At 41.6% G+C, this 16068-nt stretch carries 22 protein-coding genes; 20 read left to right on the top strand and 2 right to left on the bottom strand.

Annotated elements, in window-relative coordinates; genetic code table 11:
- From yqbG to bslm_RS12560, 7 genes are read left to right on the top strand one after another with little or no spacing between them, the layout of a single operon-like run.
- Positions 1-396: a protein YqbG gene (gene yqbG, locus bslm_RS12590; protein WP_004398566.1), complete on the top strand. Its 396-nt coding sequence runs from the start codon at positions 1-3 to the stop codon at positions 394-396.
- The gene (locus bslm_RS12585; RefSeq protein ID WP_003229925.1) at positions 393-755 is read left to right on the top strand and encodes a YqbH/XkdH family protein; all 363 of its coding nucleotides are present in this window, start codon (positions 393-395) and stop codon (positions 753-755) included. Before yqbG ends, bslm_RS12585 begins: the two co-directional genes overlap by 4 nt.
- Entirely contained in the window at positions 752-1255 is a 504-nt protein-coding gene (locus tag bslm_RS12580) for an HK97 gp10 family phage protein (protein ID WP_003246050.1), read from the top strand. The genes bslm_RS12585 and bslm_RS12580 overlap by 4 nt, the downstream gene beginning before the upstream one ends.
- A gap of 12 nt (positions 1256-1267) precedes the next feature.
- The gene (locus bslm_RS12575) at positions 1268-1705 is read left to right on the top strand and encodes a phage tail terminator family protein (protein ID WP_003229927.1); all 438 of its coding nucleotides are present in this window, start codon (positions 1268-1270) and stop codon (positions 1703-1705) included.
- Positions 1702-1893 carry a YqzN/YkzM domain-containing protein gene (locus bslm_RS12570; RefSeq protein ID WP_010886574.1) on the top strand — a complete coding sequence of 64 codons (192 nt, stop codon included), beginning with the start codon at positions 1702-1704 and terminating at the stop codon, positions 1891-1893. Before bslm_RS12575 ends, bslm_RS12570 begins: the two co-directional genes overlap by 4 nt.
- Positions 1894-3294, top strand: coding sequence for a phage tail sheath family protein (locus bslm_RS12565; protein ID WP_003229929.1), 1401 nt, complete (start codon positions 1894-1896; stop codon positions 3292-3294).
- Between the two features lie 2 nt (positions 3295-3296).
- On the top strand, positions 3297-3740 hold the full coding sequence (locus bslm_RS12560; protein WP_003229930.1) for a phage tail tube protein: 444 nt from the start codon (positions 3297-3299) through the stop codon (positions 3738-3740).
- Between the two features lie 253 nt (positions 3741-3993).
- Here bslm_RS12560 and bsrH read toward each other — a convergent pair whose 3' ends face one another.
- Positions 3994-4083 (bottom strand): type I toxin-antitoxin system toxin BsrH, encoded by a 90-nt coding sequence (gene bsrH, locus bslm_RS21365; RefSeq protein WP_075058862.1) that lies wholly within the window; start codon positions 4081-4083, stop codon positions 3994-3996.
- Between the two features lie 379 nt (positions 4084-4462).
- Positions 4463-4642, bottom strand: a complete 180-nt coding sequence (gene txpA / locus bslm_RS12555) for a type I toxin-antitoxin system toxin TxpA (RefSeq protein WP_004398662.1) — start codon at positions 4640-4642, stop codon at positions 4463-4465.
- Positions 4643-4787: 145 nt separating this feature from the next.
- Here txpA and bslm_RS12550 point away from each other — a divergent pair, with 145 nt between their 5' ends.
- Genes bslm_RS12550 through bslm_RS12495 form a run of 13 tightly spaced genes read left to right on the top strand, consistent with a single transcriptional unit; the run spans position 4788 to position 15996 of the window.
- Positions 4788-5237, top strand: coding sequence for a phage tail assembly chaperone (locus bslm_RS12550; RefSeq protein ID WP_032722171.1), 450 nt, complete (start codon positions 4788-4790; stop codon positions 5235-5237).
- A gap of 41 nt (positions 5238-5278) precedes the next feature.
- On the top strand, positions 5279-5416 hold the full coding sequence (locus tag bslm_RS20855) for a hypothetical protein (RefSeq protein ID WP_021480099.1): 138 nt from the start codon (positions 5279-5281) through the stop codon (positions 5414-5416).
- A 2-nt stretch (positions 5417-5418) separates the two neighbouring features.
- On the top strand, positions 5419-10176 hold the full coding sequence (locus bslm_RS12545) for a phage tail tape measure protein (protein ID WP_043940167.1): 4758 nt from the start codon (positions 5419-5421) through the stop codon (positions 10174-10176).
- Entirely contained in the window at positions 10169-10828 is a 660-nt protein-coding gene (locus tag bslm_RS12540) for a LysM peptidoglycan-binding domain-containing protein (RefSeq protein WP_032722169.1), read from the top strand. Before bslm_RS12545 ends, bslm_RS12540 begins: the two co-directional genes overlap by 8 nt.
- A 12-nt stretch (positions 10829-10840) precedes the next feature.
- Complete coding sequence (locus tag bslm_RS12535; protein WP_032722168.1) at positions 10841-11821, top strand: XkdQ/YqbQ family protein; 981 nt, start codon at positions 10841-10843, stop codon at positions 11819-11821.
- Complete coding sequence (locus bslm_RS12530) at positions 11818-12084, top strand: DUF2577 family protein (protein ID WP_032722167.1); 267 nt, start codon at positions 11818-11820, stop codon at positions 12082-12084. Before bslm_RS12535 ends, bslm_RS12530 begins: the two co-directional genes overlap by 4 nt.
- Positions 12085-12096: 12 nt before the next feature.
- Entirely contained in the window at positions 12097-12522 is a 426-nt protein-coding gene (locus bslm_RS12525) for a DUF2634 domain-containing protein (protein ID WP_032722166.1), read from the top strand.
- Positions 12515-13561 (top strand): baseplate J/gp47 family protein, encoded by a 1047-nt coding sequence (locus tag bslm_RS12520; RefSeq protein ID WP_032722165.1) that lies wholly within the window; start codon positions 12515-12517, stop codon positions 13559-13561. The genes bslm_RS12525 and bslm_RS12520 overlap by 8 nt, the downstream gene beginning before the upstream one ends.
- Positions 13545-14123 carry a YmfQ family protein gene (locus bslm_RS12515; RefSeq protein ID WP_032722164.1) on the top strand — a complete coding sequence of 193 codons (579 nt, stop codon included), beginning with the start codon at positions 13545-13547 and terminating at the stop codon, positions 14121-14123. The genes bslm_RS12520 and bslm_RS12515 overlap by 17 nt, the downstream gene beginning before the upstream one ends.
- Positions 14120-14392 carry a hypothetical protein gene (locus bslm_RS12510; protein WP_032722163.1) on the top strand — a complete coding sequence of 91 codons (273 nt, stop codon included), beginning with the start codon at positions 14120-14122 and terminating at the stop codon, positions 14390-14392. Before bslm_RS12515 ends, bslm_RS12510 begins: the two co-directional genes overlap by 4 nt.
- Before the next feature lie 3 nt (positions 14393-14395).
- Positions 14396-15490 carry a hypothetical protein gene (locus bslm_RS12505; protein WP_046160617.1) on the top strand — a complete coding sequence of 365 codons (1095 nt, stop codon included), beginning with the start codon at positions 14396-14398 and terminating at the stop codon, positions 15488-15490.
- Positions 15491-15499: 9 nt separating this feature from the next.
- Entirely contained in the window at positions 15500-15835 is a 336-nt protein-coding gene (locus bslm_RS12500) for an XkdW family protein (RefSeq protein ID WP_009967793.1), read from the top strand.
- Positions 15832-15996, top strand: coding sequence for an XkdX family protein (locus tag bslm_RS12495; RefSeq protein ID WP_041850053.1), 165 nt, complete (start codon positions 15832-15834; stop codon positions 15994-15996). The genes bslm_RS12500 and bslm_RS12495 overlap by 4 nt, the downstream gene beginning before the upstream one ends.
- Positions 15997-16068 lie beyond the last annotated feature (72 nt).

Raw genomic sequence — 16068 nt, 5'->3', positions numbered from 1 at the left:
ATGCTGTTAATCACTCCCGATGAATTAAAGAGTTATTCAGTTTTTGAGTCTGTAAAGACCAGACCTGACGAGTTGTTAAAACAGGATATCCTTGAGGCAACTGCCGATATCATTCTTAAAGTTGGACATGATTTTTCAGATGCAGAGTATATCCCTTTGCCTGAAACGGTTCGACTGGCTCTATTAAAGTTGTCTCAGTTTTATGCTCTTATAAATGGCGACGAGTCAATTATTAAAGGATATACAACTGAAAAAATTGGTGACTATTCTTATACTCTAGGGGATGGCAGTTCTCTTCAAAAACCTGATGTGTATGCATTAATAAAAGATTATGTGAAACCGGCTGACCCTGATTTAGAAGGGATTGAAGCGAAAGTGCGGATGAGATCAATATGAGTTATCAATCCTTATTGACTCACAGATGTGACATTTACCATCTGCAGGAGAAAAAAGAAAATAGAAAGCAAAAATTCGGGGTGCCGGTTGAAGATGTTCAACCGGTTTTTTCGTACCCTGATGAGCCGGACATAGAAAATCAGCCGTGTTATTTTACAGAGAAGAGTCAGTCCATTATCCAACAGGAGTCAAATGTATCTATTTATCAATCTTTCCTTGTGCATTTCCCTGCTACTGCTGATATTCGAGTAAATGACAGGGCGGTTTGGGATGGTACTGCTTATAAATTACAGAAGCCCCGCAAAATCAGGAATCATCATTGGGAAGTGACGGCAGTACGGGAGGTTGAATACTTATGAAAATTCGGGGTCTCGATCAGTTCATACAATCATTAGACCGGGCTTCTCGTGGGGGACTGAAGAGGAAATATGAGCAGTGGCTTGAATCAATGGGTTTTGAGTTCTTAGATATCATCCAAGATGAGATCATTAGGACGAAGACCGTGGACACTCGCCGCTTGCTCAATTCCTTTCAGAAAGGTGACCAGGATAATATCTTTTCAATGACAGAAGGCAGCTTAAAGTTGGATGTTGGAACAAATCTGGATTACGCCTCATACGTCAATGACGGGCACTTTACTATCGATCCGTCTAAAAATCAGGATAGACGATGGGTTCCAGGTCGGTGGAAAGGCGACCGTTTCGAATATGACCCTGCTGAAAAAAATTCCGGCATGCTGCTGAAGTTCCGATGGGTAGACGGTTCGGGGTTTTGGGATAACGCCATGGCCATTTTTCAGTTGATGTTTGAGAGAAGCCTTGAGCGGAAGCTGCAGCAATGGATTTATGAAGAATTTTAAGGCGGTGCTGCCATGAATCAAGAAGTAGGTTCAATTATGGGCTATCTATACAAACTGTATCCTGTTCAAGTGTATGAAGAAGAAATACCGCAGGACTTTGCTGTTCCGTCTCTTTACTTTCCACCGGCTTCCACGGTCGATGGGGTGGACACAGTATCCACGTTTCAGAAAGCATATGTTTTAAACGTAAAACTCTTTCACGAAAACGTACAGAAGGCTCATAACGAAGCGGAACGAATTGCGGATACACTTAGAAGCAGAAGAGGCATAATTCCGCTTATACAAGAATCTGGCGAGGATACTGGGGATTTTATTCGCCTATCTCGAATAGAAACGCGGGTATCAGACGATTATGCGACCATTGTCTTAAACTGGACGAGCCGCTATTGGTATGAGCGGGAAGATCAGCGTTCAATAGATGGTTTTAAATTTAAAAGTGGGGTGAAATGATGGCCACTAAAAAAGAGAAAGCAGAAAATGCTTTTTATATTAAGGATTTGCGAGAGCACAGTCGAGAGCTCTTTGGGGTAAAACCCGAGGTGTTTGACGGTGCTCTTTTTCATGTTCATAAAATGAGTATTACAAAATCGGAAGCGAAGAAGTTGATTTCTCAGTTTCTTCAAAAGGAGGTCAAATAGATGAACGGCGGAACTTTCACACCTGGCAAGGAAAAAGAGCGTGCCGGTATTTACTTTAACTTCAAAACGACCGCGGAGAACCGTGTTTCTGCCGGAGAACGTGGAACAGTGGCGCTGCCGATAGCGTCCAGCTGGGGTGAGGTTAAGAAATTCATTTCTATCTCTTCAATCGAGGACTTGAATAAAAAAGTGGGGTTGAACATTGATGATCCTTCGCTGTTGCTTTTACGTGAGGCGATGAAGAAGGCGAATACAGTCTTGCTTTATCGCCTAACGGAAGGTCTTCGTGCTTCAGCAGACATTAGCGAAGGTGTAAAGGCTACTGCTCTTTATGGCGGCACTAAAGGTAATGACATCATTATTAGTATTACGGAGAACGTTATTGACTCTTCGAAAGTTGATGTCACTACCTACCTTGATCAATCTGAAGTGGATAAACAAACAGTGTCTAAAGCTGAAGAACTTAAACCGAATAAATATGTCACGTTTACGGGGAAAGGAGATTTAACAGTTACTATTCCGTTAACCGGTACGGCCCCTGAAGATGTTAGCGGTGCTCTCCCTGCAACTTCCGGAATCCGCTTGTCAGGCGGAACAGACAAAACACCGACAAATGCCGATTATACAGCTTTCTTGGAAGCGGCTGAAACGGAATACTTTGACACAATCGCTTTACCTGTAGAGGATAACGAGCAATTAAAAGCAACGTTTGTTGCGTTTATCAAACGGCTGAGAGACAACCAAGGGCAAAAGGTTCAAGGTGTTCTTTCAAATTACAAGGGAGACCATGAGGGTATTATCAATGTAACAGGTGGTGTCCTACTTGAGGATGGAACGGAGATCACTCCTGAAAAAGCTACAGCTTGGGTTGCCGGTGCAAGTGCGGGGGCTACATTTAATCAATCACTTACATTTGTAGAATACGAGGGAGCTGTAGATGTCCTTAACCGAATTGACAACGACGAAATCGTTGAACGATTGTCAAATGGGGAATTCTTGTTTACTTATGATTCTCGTGATAAATCAGTATCGGTTGAAAAGGACATTAATTCACTCACAAGCCTAACAGCAGAGAAAAATAAGATGTTCCAGAAAAACAAAATTGTCCGTGTACTTGATGCAATCAATAATGACCTGACATCACAATTGAAAGCATTGATCAAGTCTCGAAAAGCGAGCGGCAGTGATGTTCCCGCTACAAATGACGGACTGCAGTTTGTAAAAACGCTAATTACTCAATACTTGAGTGTTCTTCAAGATAACGAGGGCATTACTGATTTTGATTCAGAGAATGACATTACAATTGCTCTGAATAATGATCGTGACGGCTTCCTGATTGATCTTGCAGTTCAACCGGTGGATGCAGCTGAAAAATTCTACTTTAATGTTGAGGTGAAATAGGAATGGCATTAAAAGCGCAAAACACCATTTCAGGTAAAGAGGGCAGGTTGTTTCTTGATGGAGAAGAAATGGCCCATATCAAAACGTTTGAAGCCAATGTAGAGAAAAACAAATCCGAGGTCAATATCATGGGTCGTCGGATGACGGGGCACAAAACGACCGGAGCAAATGGAACGGGAACAGCCACTTTTTATAAAGTGACTTCTCAATTTGTTCTTATTATGATGGACTATGTGAAAAAGGGAAGTGATCCTTATTTCACCTTACAAGCTGTTCTAGATGACGCCTCTTCAGGTCGTGGGACTGAACGAGTCACCTTGTACGATGTGAACTTTGATTCTGCGAAAATCGCTGGGCTTGATGTTGATTCTGAAGCATTGGAAGAAGAAGTGCCGTTTACCTTTGAGGATTTTGATGTGCCTGAACAGTTAAAATCCACATTCTAATCACTTTCACGAAAAATCGCCGACTTTAACGAAGATATTTACGAAAAAATGTGGTAAGATTACTTTAGAAGTAATTCAACCGTACCAAATGGAAACATGTATTTCTTTCAAAAGAAATGCATAAAATAAAAGAGACCCGGTTGCCGCCGGGTCAGTATAAATGTTGGCCCATCAAGAGGGCTGGCTTAACAACTTCATGAAAGTATTTAGGATAGACTTTACCCTTTTACTTTGCCGAGCTCAAGGGGTGGGTCTATTTCTTCTTTATATAAGTCAACAGGGCAATTATAAATGACCCGAAAGCAAGCATAAGCATTAATGCTTGAAATGTTGACACGTGCATCACCCCCTTTCATGAGGGAGTGAGCCAGACCGCCCTTGAGATGTTGAAAGCCAATATTCATTTATACTAAACCATATTGTACCATAACACTTTCATAATCCGAGGGTTTTTAATAAAAGAAAAAGGGTTAAGGCTTCTATGATCAGGTCATTTTGAACTCATAGATAAAAAAAGTAACAAATAAAAGATACAAATAATTATATAATCAATATATATTCATGTTATAATGGTGCCAAGCAAAAGTATTGCAACTACTGGCGTAAGCTTATAGTTGGTACCACATTACCACATTACCACTTGTTAATGTGTGTTACTTTCATGAGAAATGCTAAAATATAAAAGCCAGAGTGTGGCAGCACTCTAGCTTTTAAAAAAGAAACTACCCTTTAATAGGAGGGTCCTCGTGTAGACACTTTTCCTTTACAGTAATGTAAATAGGATGAGTGTCTTTTTTTCTAAGCATGAATAATAATGTTAAAAGAGATATTACCCATGTCATAATCCCGCCTATTAAATTGGCAAAGCCGATCATGACCATTAGAGATTCATAGGTCGACATAATTTCACCTCCTTTCATATTCGGAGGATAAGCTAAGGTAGCTTCAAGAATCTATTATACATGAATTATATGGAAAGCACATTCAAAAAGTATGAATGTGCTTTTTTTCTTGTCCAAAACTAAAAAGTAAAAGGAGCTAATAAACATGAGTGAAAAACAAAATGAAAAAGTTTACGATCTTTCATTCTTTATGCCAGGACAAACAATTGAAGCGGAAGAAGTAAAAGTACCGATTTCTAAACGATTTGTAGACAAAGAGGGCAATGTTGTTCCATTCATTTTCAAAGCGATCACGACTGAACGAATTGACGAACTTGAGAAAGAGAATACGACTTACAAGAATGTAAAAGGCCGCGGCCGTGTGAAGGAATTGGACAGCCAACGCTTTTATGCTCGTATTGCGGTTGAAACGACTGTTTACCCGAACTTTAAAGCTAAGGAACTACGTGAGGCTTACAAAACAGAAGATCCAGTGGAAGTCGCCAAACGTGTTCTTTCAGTCGGCGGTGAGTATGCGAACTGGCTAAACAAAGCAATTGAAATCAATGGATTTGATGATGATCTCGAAGACCTTGAAGAAGCGGCAAAAAACTAGTAAAGGACGGGGACAAAGAGGCTGTATATCTTTATTACGCGATGCATGAACTCAAATACGCCCCGTCAGAATTAAGAGAACTATATGAGGCTCCGAAAGAATTCAAGGCGCTCTTATATGGGTTAATCGGTTATAAGCTTGAGCTGTTAGAAAAAGAAGCGAAGAAGGGAGGTAATTAACTATGGCTAAACTAACAGCCACGTTTGAATTACATGATAAGATTTCCCGCAAGCTTCGAATGATACAAGGCAATGCTGAAAGACTTAAGAGGGCCGCTAATGGCCCTCTTATTTTTGATGCTGAAGATCGGACTGAGAAAGTTATGCGGAGAATTGACCGATCAGCCAACCGTTTGACCGGTCGGGCTCGATCGCTTGAAGTGGATTTAGATGATCGAGCTTCGAATGGCTTACATTCTATACGTCAGCAAGCTGAGGATCTTACCGAGGGCAGCCATGAGGTGACAGTTTCCGTAAATGATCAAGCTACACCACGTTTTCGTTTGATCCGTGGAGGTCTCTCTGATTTGAATCGCTCGCACGCTGAGCCAACTGTTTCAGTTCGTGATCATGCTTCAAACCAATTAGATGAGATCCGTCGTCATGTGTCCGATGTAGACGGCGAACATGCTGAGCCAACTGTTTCTATTAAGGATAGAGCTTCAGCGGCTCTGGATGCAATTGAAGCGAAAATAGACAGCTTGAAGGATGCTACCATTACTCTGGCAGTTGCAGGCGGTTTTTCTGCAGGTTCAATTATGGGTTCTGGTAAGAGTACAATGTCTCAGGATGCTTACGTGTCAGCAACTTCAAACGTTAATAAGAAAGATGTTGCAAGAATGACGGATCAGATCTATTTCAACAATAAAGCGGGCAGTTCTCGGGAAGAAGTCAGTTTATCTCTAAGAAACTTATCGCAACAGACAGGGGCGTCTAAAAAAGCTCTTGCTGAATTGACTGAGTCGTCAAGTAAGATTGCCCAGCTTATGAATGCTGATCAAGCTGAGGTAGATCGTGCTTTCAGTTCAATGTATAACAACTTGAAATTGTCTGGAAAACAAAGCGGAGACTTAATTGCTTATGTATATCGGAATGCCGGTGACCAAGCTGACGATTTATTGGATACGATGAATGAATACAGTTCCACCTTTAAAGACTTGAAGCTCACAGGCGGCCAGATTGCAAACGCCATGATAAAAGGAACAAAGGGTGGCGCCAGAAACTTCGATAACCTAGCCGATAGTATGCGTGAGTTTAACATCCGCCGAACCGAAATGTCTGATAGCCAAGTGGACGCATTTAAAACGCTGTTCGGAGCCAAGGAAACTAAGAAAATGTTCAAGGGCTTCAAAGATGGTTCAATAAGCGGAGAGGAAAGTTTATTTAGGGTGGCAAAAGCACTTTCTAAAGTGAAAGACAAAACAAAGCGGGCTGCTATTGCGACTGAGCTTATTGGAACACAATATGAAGACCTCAAGCAACCGATTTTAGATATGGCTGAGGGTATTGGTACAAGTGCCAAAACAAGCGGTGAATTAGAACGAAGCTTTACGAAACTTCGGGATAATAATCCGATGACACCGGTTAATGATGCCATGAGAGATTTTGAAAGCATATCTAAGGATATGGGAACTTCTCTGCTAACTGGATTAGGGCCAGCCTTTGATAAAATCAGCTCGTTCATTAACAGTAAAGAAGGTCAGGAAAAGCTTAAAGAGATCAAAAAAGATATTGCTGATCTTGGTAAGGAGATAGGTGATAAGTTAAACGTAGCCATTGAGTGGAGCGTCAACCATTGGGAAGATTTAAAAACAGCGATTAAAGTTGTGATCCCTTCTTTAATTGGGTTGATTGGTTATTTGAAAATACTACGTCCGCTGTTAAAAGGCATAGGTACTGTCGGAAGTGATGCAGCAGGCGTAATCCGAAAGCTAATTCCCAAACGTACTCCTGAAGCTGGCGCTAATACGCGAAGTGAAAGGAGGAACAGAAACAGTAATCGTAATGCCAGCACAAGGAGCAGAGAATCCAAAACTGCCACAAGTCCAACGAGTTTACCTCGAAGCGGCAGCTTAACATGTTGCTGTTGTAGCGATGGAGGTAAAAATGATCGCATTCGTAGAAGACGAGGGAAAAGAGTTTTAGGACGACGGGGTAATCTAAACCGAATGAACCCTTCTGACAGTTCAATTGTTGTGTCATCTGAACGGTTGGAGAGAAGGCGTTCCGGTAGAACTGTAGGTACTAATCCAACCGGAGGATCAAGACCAGCAATAACCACTACGAGATCGGAGCTATACTCAGCTGGTAGAGCTGCAGGCGGTACATCGAAGTTCGGGAAAGTCTTAAGTCCTCTGAAAAGTGTTGGCAAGTTTGCAAAAGGAGTCCCTCTATTAGGAACAGCGTTAGCGGCAACCGATTTAATTGGGATGAATAAAGATAATGTTGGTGAAAAGATTGGATCAGCTGGCGGTGGTCTTGCTGGAGCGGCTACAGGAGCAGCTATTGGCAGTGTTATTCCAGGAGTGGGAACAGCCATTGGTGGAATAGTTGGTGGTATAGCAGGCACCATGGGTGGTTCAAGTTTAGGTAAAGCGTTTGATGGTTCAGAAGTAAAGAAGAAACTAAACAGTACATTATTTGATCAAAAATGGTGGTCTGAAAAATGGTCCGGCATTAAGAGTAATGCGAAGACTTCTCTCAATGGGTTAAGTGATACATGGTCTCATGTAAAAGAAAAGGTGAAGTCTACTTTATTTAATAGTGAATGGTGGTCTGAGAAGTGGTCTGGTGTTAAAAGCTGGGCACAAGACAAATGGAATAGTGCATCATCTGTTTGGGAGTCCGTAAAGCGAAAAATAAAATCCACTTTATTTAGTGAGAAGTGGTGGTCAGGAAAGTGGGAAGGCGTAAAAGGTTGGGCTCAAAGTAAATGGGACAGCGCGTCTTCTGTTTGGCAATCTGTTAAAGGAAAACTGAAATCCACTTTATTTAGCGAGAAGTGGTGGTCAGGAAAATGGGAAAGTGTAAAAAGCTGGTCCAAAAATAAATGGGACAATGCTAAATCAATATGGAAAAGTGTTAAGAGTTCCATCTCAGAAACCCTTTTTAGTAAGAAGTGGTGGTCTGAAAAGTGGCAAAGTGTAAAGGAATTGGGAAGCAGTATTTTGGGCGGAGTAAAAGAAGTCGGTGGGAAAGTAGCTTCAAGTGCGAAAAAAACTGCTGGTAAAGCGTGGGGATATGTGAAGAGTGGCGTAAATTATTTATTTGGTACGGGAAAAGAAAAGCCAAAGAAACATGCTACTGGTGGTTACATTACGAAGCCAACAATATCTTGGATTGGTGAAGCAGGTAAAGAGTTTGTTATTCCCGTTGAGAATAATAAAGGTCGCGGCAAAATGCTCCTTTCTCAAGCTGCTTCGAAATTAGGGATGAGTGTAGTTGATGATATAGCGTCTGCTTCATCTGCAGGAGGTGAACCAGCAACTTCCCCGCTAATCCGTAGAGCGGCGGTGACTGCTTCTGTATCTCCTATAATTGACACATCCAGTCTTGATGAACAAGCGACTTCATTTGGTCAACAGTTCACTAAAGGCTTTGATCAAGGAATTGGAGATAATGTTGTTTCTATGGAATCTTGGAAACAGAAAAACGTTGGACAGCCAATGAACAATTTAATCTCTTATTCTCCGAATTACGGAAAGCAAGTGGTCAATGGATATGCTAAAGGTCAGAACAGCACTTCGACCGGTACAGATGGCTTCTTGCAGACGAAGGTTAAAACGCCATTTCAGAACACTGTTAATAAATCTTCATCATGGGGAAGCGGAACGGTCAAAGGTTTTGCTTCTGGACAAAATAGTTCACAAACTGGTACTGATCAATACGTCAGCACTCATATTAACAAGCCGTTTATCCGATCTAAAGAATCATCAAACGGATGGGGAAGCAGTATGATCAGTAATTTTGTTTCAGGCATGACTTCTAAGGCAAGTGAAGTCCATGAGGCTGCCAAGGAACTGGCGAAAAAAGTTGAGAAGGCATTTCGTGAAGAGCTTGATATTCACTCACCTTCCCGTGTCATGATGAGTCTCGGTCGCTTTGCCTCTATAGGTATTGTAAAAGGTCTGGATTCTGTCGATGTGAAAAAGTTTGCTGAAAAACAAGCAGGCTCACTAGCTGCTGCTTATTCCGGAATGGGAGCAGTAAGCGGAAATGTGAAGCAATGGCTTATGGCTGCTATCATGGCTACAAAGACGCCGGTGAGCTGGCTCCCAGGGCTGATGACAATTGCTCAGCATGAGTCAGGCGGTAATCCGAAGGCAATCAACTTATGGGATAGTAATGCGAAAGCAGGACATCCATCTCAGGGGCTCATGCAGACAATCCCAAGTACCTTCAACGCACACAAATTGCCAGGCATGAATAACATTCTTAACCCGATTCACAACGCTGCTGCTGCGATTGGCTATATCAAAAGCAGATATGGATCAATTAATAATGTACCAGGCATTAGAAGCATGAGGCACGGAGGTCCATATGTTGGCTACGCTAACGGCGGACTTATTACCAAAGAGCAGATTGCACGTGTCGGTGAAGGAAACAAACGGGAATGGATCATTCCGGAGGAGCGAGGCATCCGTGGACGTTATTTATTAGCCCAAGCAGCTAAGGCACTCGGAATGGAAGTCACAGACCCATCTCAAAAAGGCCAAACTGAACTATCTTCCGGTCAAGTAACAGCAGCCACAACAGGCAGTCATCAAACAACTGTTACAGCATCAGGAGGTAAAGAGGTTATTATTCAATTTAATGGCGATCAGCATTTTCACAATGACCAAGATATGAACAGCCTTGTAGCTAAGATTAAGCAGGCTCTTGTCGATGAGCTTGAACAGGATATCAACATTGGAACGAAGGGAGTCGTTGCTTTTGACTAAATCCATATATGAATTCTGGATTTCACAAGGGAAGGATAAGCTACGGCTTCCTGTCCTTCCTGAACAAATTGATATTTCAAACACAATTCAAAATGAATCAGTAAAAGTGGCTAGTTTTGGGGAGATCACTTTTATTGATAAACCGGGAGCGAAAGAAATTTCGTTCTCTTCTTTTTTTCCAAAGAAACATAGCCCGCTTGCTGAGTATAAGGGATTTCCTTCTCCTGAAAATGCTATTGCAAAGATCGAGAAATGGGTGAAAGCTAAAAAGCCGGTTCAATTCTTAATTACTGGAACGAAAATTAATTTAACTTGCAGTATCGAGGTTTTTTCATATAGCGAGGGCCAAAAAGATATAGGTGATCGTGATTATGAAATAAAGCTGAAGGAATACAAAACTGCTTCGCCGCGGAAGATCAAGCAGAAGAAAAAGACGAAGAAGAAACGACCATCTAAATCAGCTCCTAAAACATACACCGTTAAGAAAGGCGATACACTGTGGGACCTTGCCGGTAAATTTTATGGAGACAGCACAAAGTGGCGCAAAATCTGGAACGTCAATAAAAAGGCTATGATCAAACGAAGTAAACGTAATATCAGGCAGCCAGGACACTGGATCTTTCCTGGGCAAAAATTAAAGATACCGCAGTAAGCAGGTGATGACATGATAGAACTTTTCGTCATTAAAGAAACGGAATGGCTTGAGCTGGTAACAGAAAGTGTTTCTCTTGAGGGACAACGGTATCAGGCTCCGCGATCAATCACAGCAAAGATCATAACGAAACAAGGAACCCATTCATATTACAGCGTATCAGAAGGAGATACGGTTCTGTTTAAGTGGAAAGGGAAAGAGCTGTTTCGAGGTATTGTGTTTTCTCGCAATCCGGAAGAACATGGGCTGACCTTTACGGCTTATGACATGCTGCAATATCTGGTTAAGAACAAAGATGTTTATGTGTTCTCCAATAAGCGTGCAGACGAGATTATTAAGCGCCTGGCAAGAGATTTTCAAATTCCAACGACATCCATTGCAAATACGGGTTACACCATTAAATCATTAGTGTTTAAAGATGATACGAGCCTTTATGACATGATTCTGAAAGCTTTGAAACAAACGAAAAGCCAAACCGGAAGGAATTATCAATTATATTCTGCGAAGGGGAAGCTTGGCCTTCGCGCTTGGCCTGATCCGTCAGAAGTATGGGTACTGGAAACGGGTGTGAACATTACTGGTTATCAATACAGCACTTCCATTAATGACACAGTCACAAGAGTAAAGCTGCGGCGTCAGAAAGACAATAAAACATACACGGCCACCGCAAGCGACAGCGCAGGCATAAACAAATACGGCGTCCTTCAGTATGTTGAAACAGTATCAGATAACATTAACCAAGCACAGTTGCAGCAGCGTGCGAAAGTTAAACAGGCACAGAAGAAAGGCGTCAAAAAAGAACTCAAAAGTATTCAAGCAATTGGGATTCCAGATCTTCAGAGTGGTTTGCCCGTCTATATTTCAATTCCGGAAGTCGGGGTTAAGAAAACATACTGGATTGAAACAGATAAACACGAATTTAAAGGATCGACACACACGATGACCATTGATGTGGTTGAGAAAAATTCTATCCCTGATGGTGTTTCCTCATGAGATTAAGTGAAGCAATCAAACATTTGGCTGTCGGTGCAGTTGATTCTGAGTCACCAGTGGATATTATGCCGGCTGAAGTGGTTTCCGTTTCTCCTGTTGAAATAAGGCTTAATGAAAATGACAAATTAATAATACCTGCTGATTTGATTATTGTTCCAAAGCGGCTGCGGCCCGGTGAAGAAGAAGCGTTGAATACTGGTGAGCGTGTGATGATTGTCTCCTTAAAAGGCGGGCAATCATTTTTTATTCTCGACAAAATATAGGAGGTGTTTGGAATGGCTTTGTCTCCGGAAATCGAGTTTGAGGATATAGAAGATGACAGCGAAGTCATAGAAACCTCGCAAACCTACAAAATAGATTTTGAAAATGGCCGTATCACAAATGAAATGATTACTGGCCTTGAAGCAATCAGGCAGTTTGTATATTTATCTCTTCATACTGAGCGATACGCCTATTCTGTTTTCAGCCATGACATTGGAAATGAGCTTCAAGACATCTTGGCGGATAATGAAACAACAGACGCATATAAGAAAATGGAGATTCCGCGGCTAATAGAGGAAGCGCTGATCTATGACGATCGTGTTTCCTCTGTATCAGATTTTGAAATAGAAAAACAAGGTGATTCGTTCCATGTTTCCTTTACAGTCGAAACGGACGAGGGAAAATTGGAGATCGAGGAGGTGCTTGGTGAAGATGTTTGAAGATCAAACTTTTGAAGAAATTATGGACCGGATGCTGAACAGAATTTCAGCGGACATTGATACAAGGGAAGGAAGCGTGATTTATAACGCGTTAGCTCCTGCAGCTGCAGAATTGGCCAAGTCTTATATTTGGCTCGATACGGTGCTGGAACTTGTCTTCTCGGACACAGCACAAGGAGAATTTTTAGATCGTCGGGCTACTGAAGCCGGCATCGAGCGAACGGCTGCCACGAAAGCAGTCCGGGCAGCGGAGTTTACTGAAGGAGTAACCATTCCAGTGGGTTCCCGCTTTTTTGTAGATAACCTGTATTTCCAATACACAGCTGACGGGACGTTGGAATGTGAAACAGCGGGGGAAGCGGGGAACGCAAATATTTCCGGCCAGAATCTATTGTCATTAGACACCATACCAGGACTCCAAAAAGCGATCGTGAAAGAGATTCTAATCCCTGGTCGAGAAGAGGAGGATGATGACAGTTTAAGAGCTAGATATTTTACCCGCGTGCGTCGGGAAGCTGTCAGTGCCAATAAAGCTCACTATAAACAATGGGCTGAAGAAGTAGACGGAGTAGGGAAGGTAAAGGTCTTTCCGCTTTGGAACGGGGACGGTACAGTCAAAATTGTCGTGACCAATGCTAACTTGGAACCTGCTTCCGATATTTTAATATCAAAGGTGAAAAACTATATTGATCCTGAACCCGGACAAGGTGAGGGACAAGCGCCAATAGGTGCCTTTGTCACAGTGGAGAGTGCGATATGGAAAGAGGTTGAGATTTCAGCCGAGGTATTTCCCGAGGTCAATAGCTCTATCGATCAGGTAAAGCAAGAAATTGAATCAGGTGTTTTAAATCTTTTTAAAAAGATTGCCTTTGAAGATAACGTCATCCGTTTATCGCAGATTAATAATATCGTCTACAATTCACCTTCAGTAAGTGATTACGCAGATATTAAAATCAACGGCGTGACCGAAAATTTGGTTCTGAGTGACGTGGAAATCCCTAAATTGGGGCAGGTGAACATCATTGAGCAAACTCGATGAAATGACTGCTTACCTGCCGCCGTTCCTTACCAAATTGAAAGAAATGGCGGAACTTCTTCAGGCAGAAGCTCCGGAATTTGAAAAGCAAAATAATAGCATCTTTGATCTGACAGATCAGTTGTTTGTTACTACGGCAACCTGGGGGCTTGAACGATGGGAAAAGATTTTGAACGTACCGCGGGAATCAGGTGACCCCGATGAGATCCGCCGATTGCGTCTAATCTCTAAAATGTCCAATATACCGCCGGCAACATATAAGGCCATTGAACAGGCATTGAACCGGTTCCTGAAAAATCCGTCTGCTCAGGTCAGGCTGCTTCAAGGACAGTACCGTTTTAATGTTGATATTGATATAGATGATATGCAGCATATGAGCGAGCTCATAGAAACATTGGAGAATATGAAGCCAGCTCATTTGGCATATACCTTGCGAGCTGCTGTGAATGAGCCACTCAAGATAAAAGATACTGTCATTTTGAATAACAGAAGGTATCGAAAAGCAAGTGAGCTAAAGGTAGGTTATTCCGTCACGCTCAATAATAACGAGGTGGTCCTTGCATGATTACGCAGGTTTATAGAGAGCGTACAGCTGCAGATTTGAAAAATAGGATATCGAAAGTGCTACTGAATGGGAGTGAAACAGAAATTGTGGAACTCACCATTCACGGTGCGGTTGTCACGGTACTTACTCAACGAGAGGAAGATATCAAACATATTAAGAGTGTGCAGATCCTTGATGAACAAAACAACGTAATTACGGAAAGAACAACAGATTTAGACGTCAGTAATAATAGAACGCTAGATTTTAGGATTACTTTCGAGGTGGTGTAGCAAATGGCTTATGATGCAAAAACAGATTGGCTCCCGGACGATCCGATTAATGAAGATGATGTGAACCGTTGGGAGAAAGGCATTCAAGATGCGCATAAAGATTTAGCTGTACATAAAAATGACATGAACAACCCTCACAATACAACAAAGGCGCAAATCGGGCTAGGGAACGTTGATAATGTACAGCAAGCTTCGAAAAAAGAATTTGAAGAGCATCGTAATGATTTACAACGGCACATTACACCAGTGGAACGGGAGAATTGGAATGCAAAAGAAACAATTGTCGGAGCTCAGGAAAAAGCGGATAAGGCTTTATCGGATGCAAAATATTACGTGGATACCAACTATAAAAATAACAATCTGACGTTAATTACTGGAGACAATGCTATTCAAGATGCAAGAACAGGAGGGGAAGAATATCCTTTAGGACTGACCTTAATGGACATTGGGCAGGGAAATACTACAGGCTACCCCTTGGGTTATGGCATTGTCAAAAATGAAAAATATAATAATTACCGTTTCACTCAATACTTTTACGGAACAGGGAATGAGTCTGGGACTTACTATGACAGTACAGGAGTTTGGATTAGACACTGGTGGAGTGGTTCAGGCTGGACAAAATGGGAGAAAATATCGGGTTTTGCTCATGCAAATGTGGGAACTACAGGCATTCAATACTTAAAAAAAGTTGACCATACTAAAATAGCTTTCAATAGAATAATCAAGGACAGTCACAATGCTTTTGACATTAAAAATAACAGGTTTATTGCACCGAATGATGGAATGTATTTGGTTGGTTCAGGAATTTATGTGATAAACTCTCCTTCTTATATTAACCTTCATTTAAAAGTTTATTTAAATGGAAAAAAATACAAAACGCTACATCATATTCGAGGGTATTATGAAAATAGAGATAATGAAATGTACCTTGGTTTAAATGGTAATGCAACTGTCCCAATGAACAAAGGTGATTACTTAGAAATCTGGTGTTATTGTAATTACGTAGGAAATGGTCAAAGGGGCGTGGACGATAAGGATGGATCGTTTAACTTTATTGACATACAGGAATTAGGCGGGAGAAATTATCCAAGATTTTAGGAGGTAACGATGAATATAGGTGAAGCTATTCTTTTTAAATACCCAACAGCTGATCCCACAAAGGATTTTATTGTCCAGAATAATGGTGACGGAACTCCCTCATATATAGCAGAGTGGAATATTAGGGCACCTATACCCACGGAAGCAGAGTTAAAAACTTGGTGGGAAGAGCTTCAGAGTACATCTGCATATGAACCACCAGTTCAAGTGGATCTACTTGCAAGAGAGTTGTCACAGGAAAAACTGGCTCGTAAACAGCTTGAAGAATTAAACCAAACTTTGGGAAGCGAGCTTTCAAAAATAAAGTTGCAACTGCTTACTCTACAAGGAGGGCAAGGTTCATGAATTATTGGGTGCTGGCTTTGCATTATAACTGGGCTTCTTCTGAAATGGTGAAAAAGGCAATCCATTATAAAGATTGCTCGACTGAGGATTTACAAAAAGGGGTAGAGAAAAAACTCATTACAGCTGAACAGTATAAAGAGATCACAGGAGAAGCCATTTAGGGCTTTTTTATTTTGCCTAAAAGGGGGTGGTGCCGTTGTAAAACCCATGCTCATCACTAAAGATCAACAATA

Source organism: Bacillus sp. LM 4-2 (assembly GCF_000978495.1).
GTDB lineage: Bacteria > Bacillota > Bacilli > Bacillales > Bacillaceae > Bacillus > Bacillus subtilis.
The sequence above is the reverse complement of the archived record's forward strand: the minus strand, read 5'-3'. Positions and strand labels throughout refer to the sequence as shown.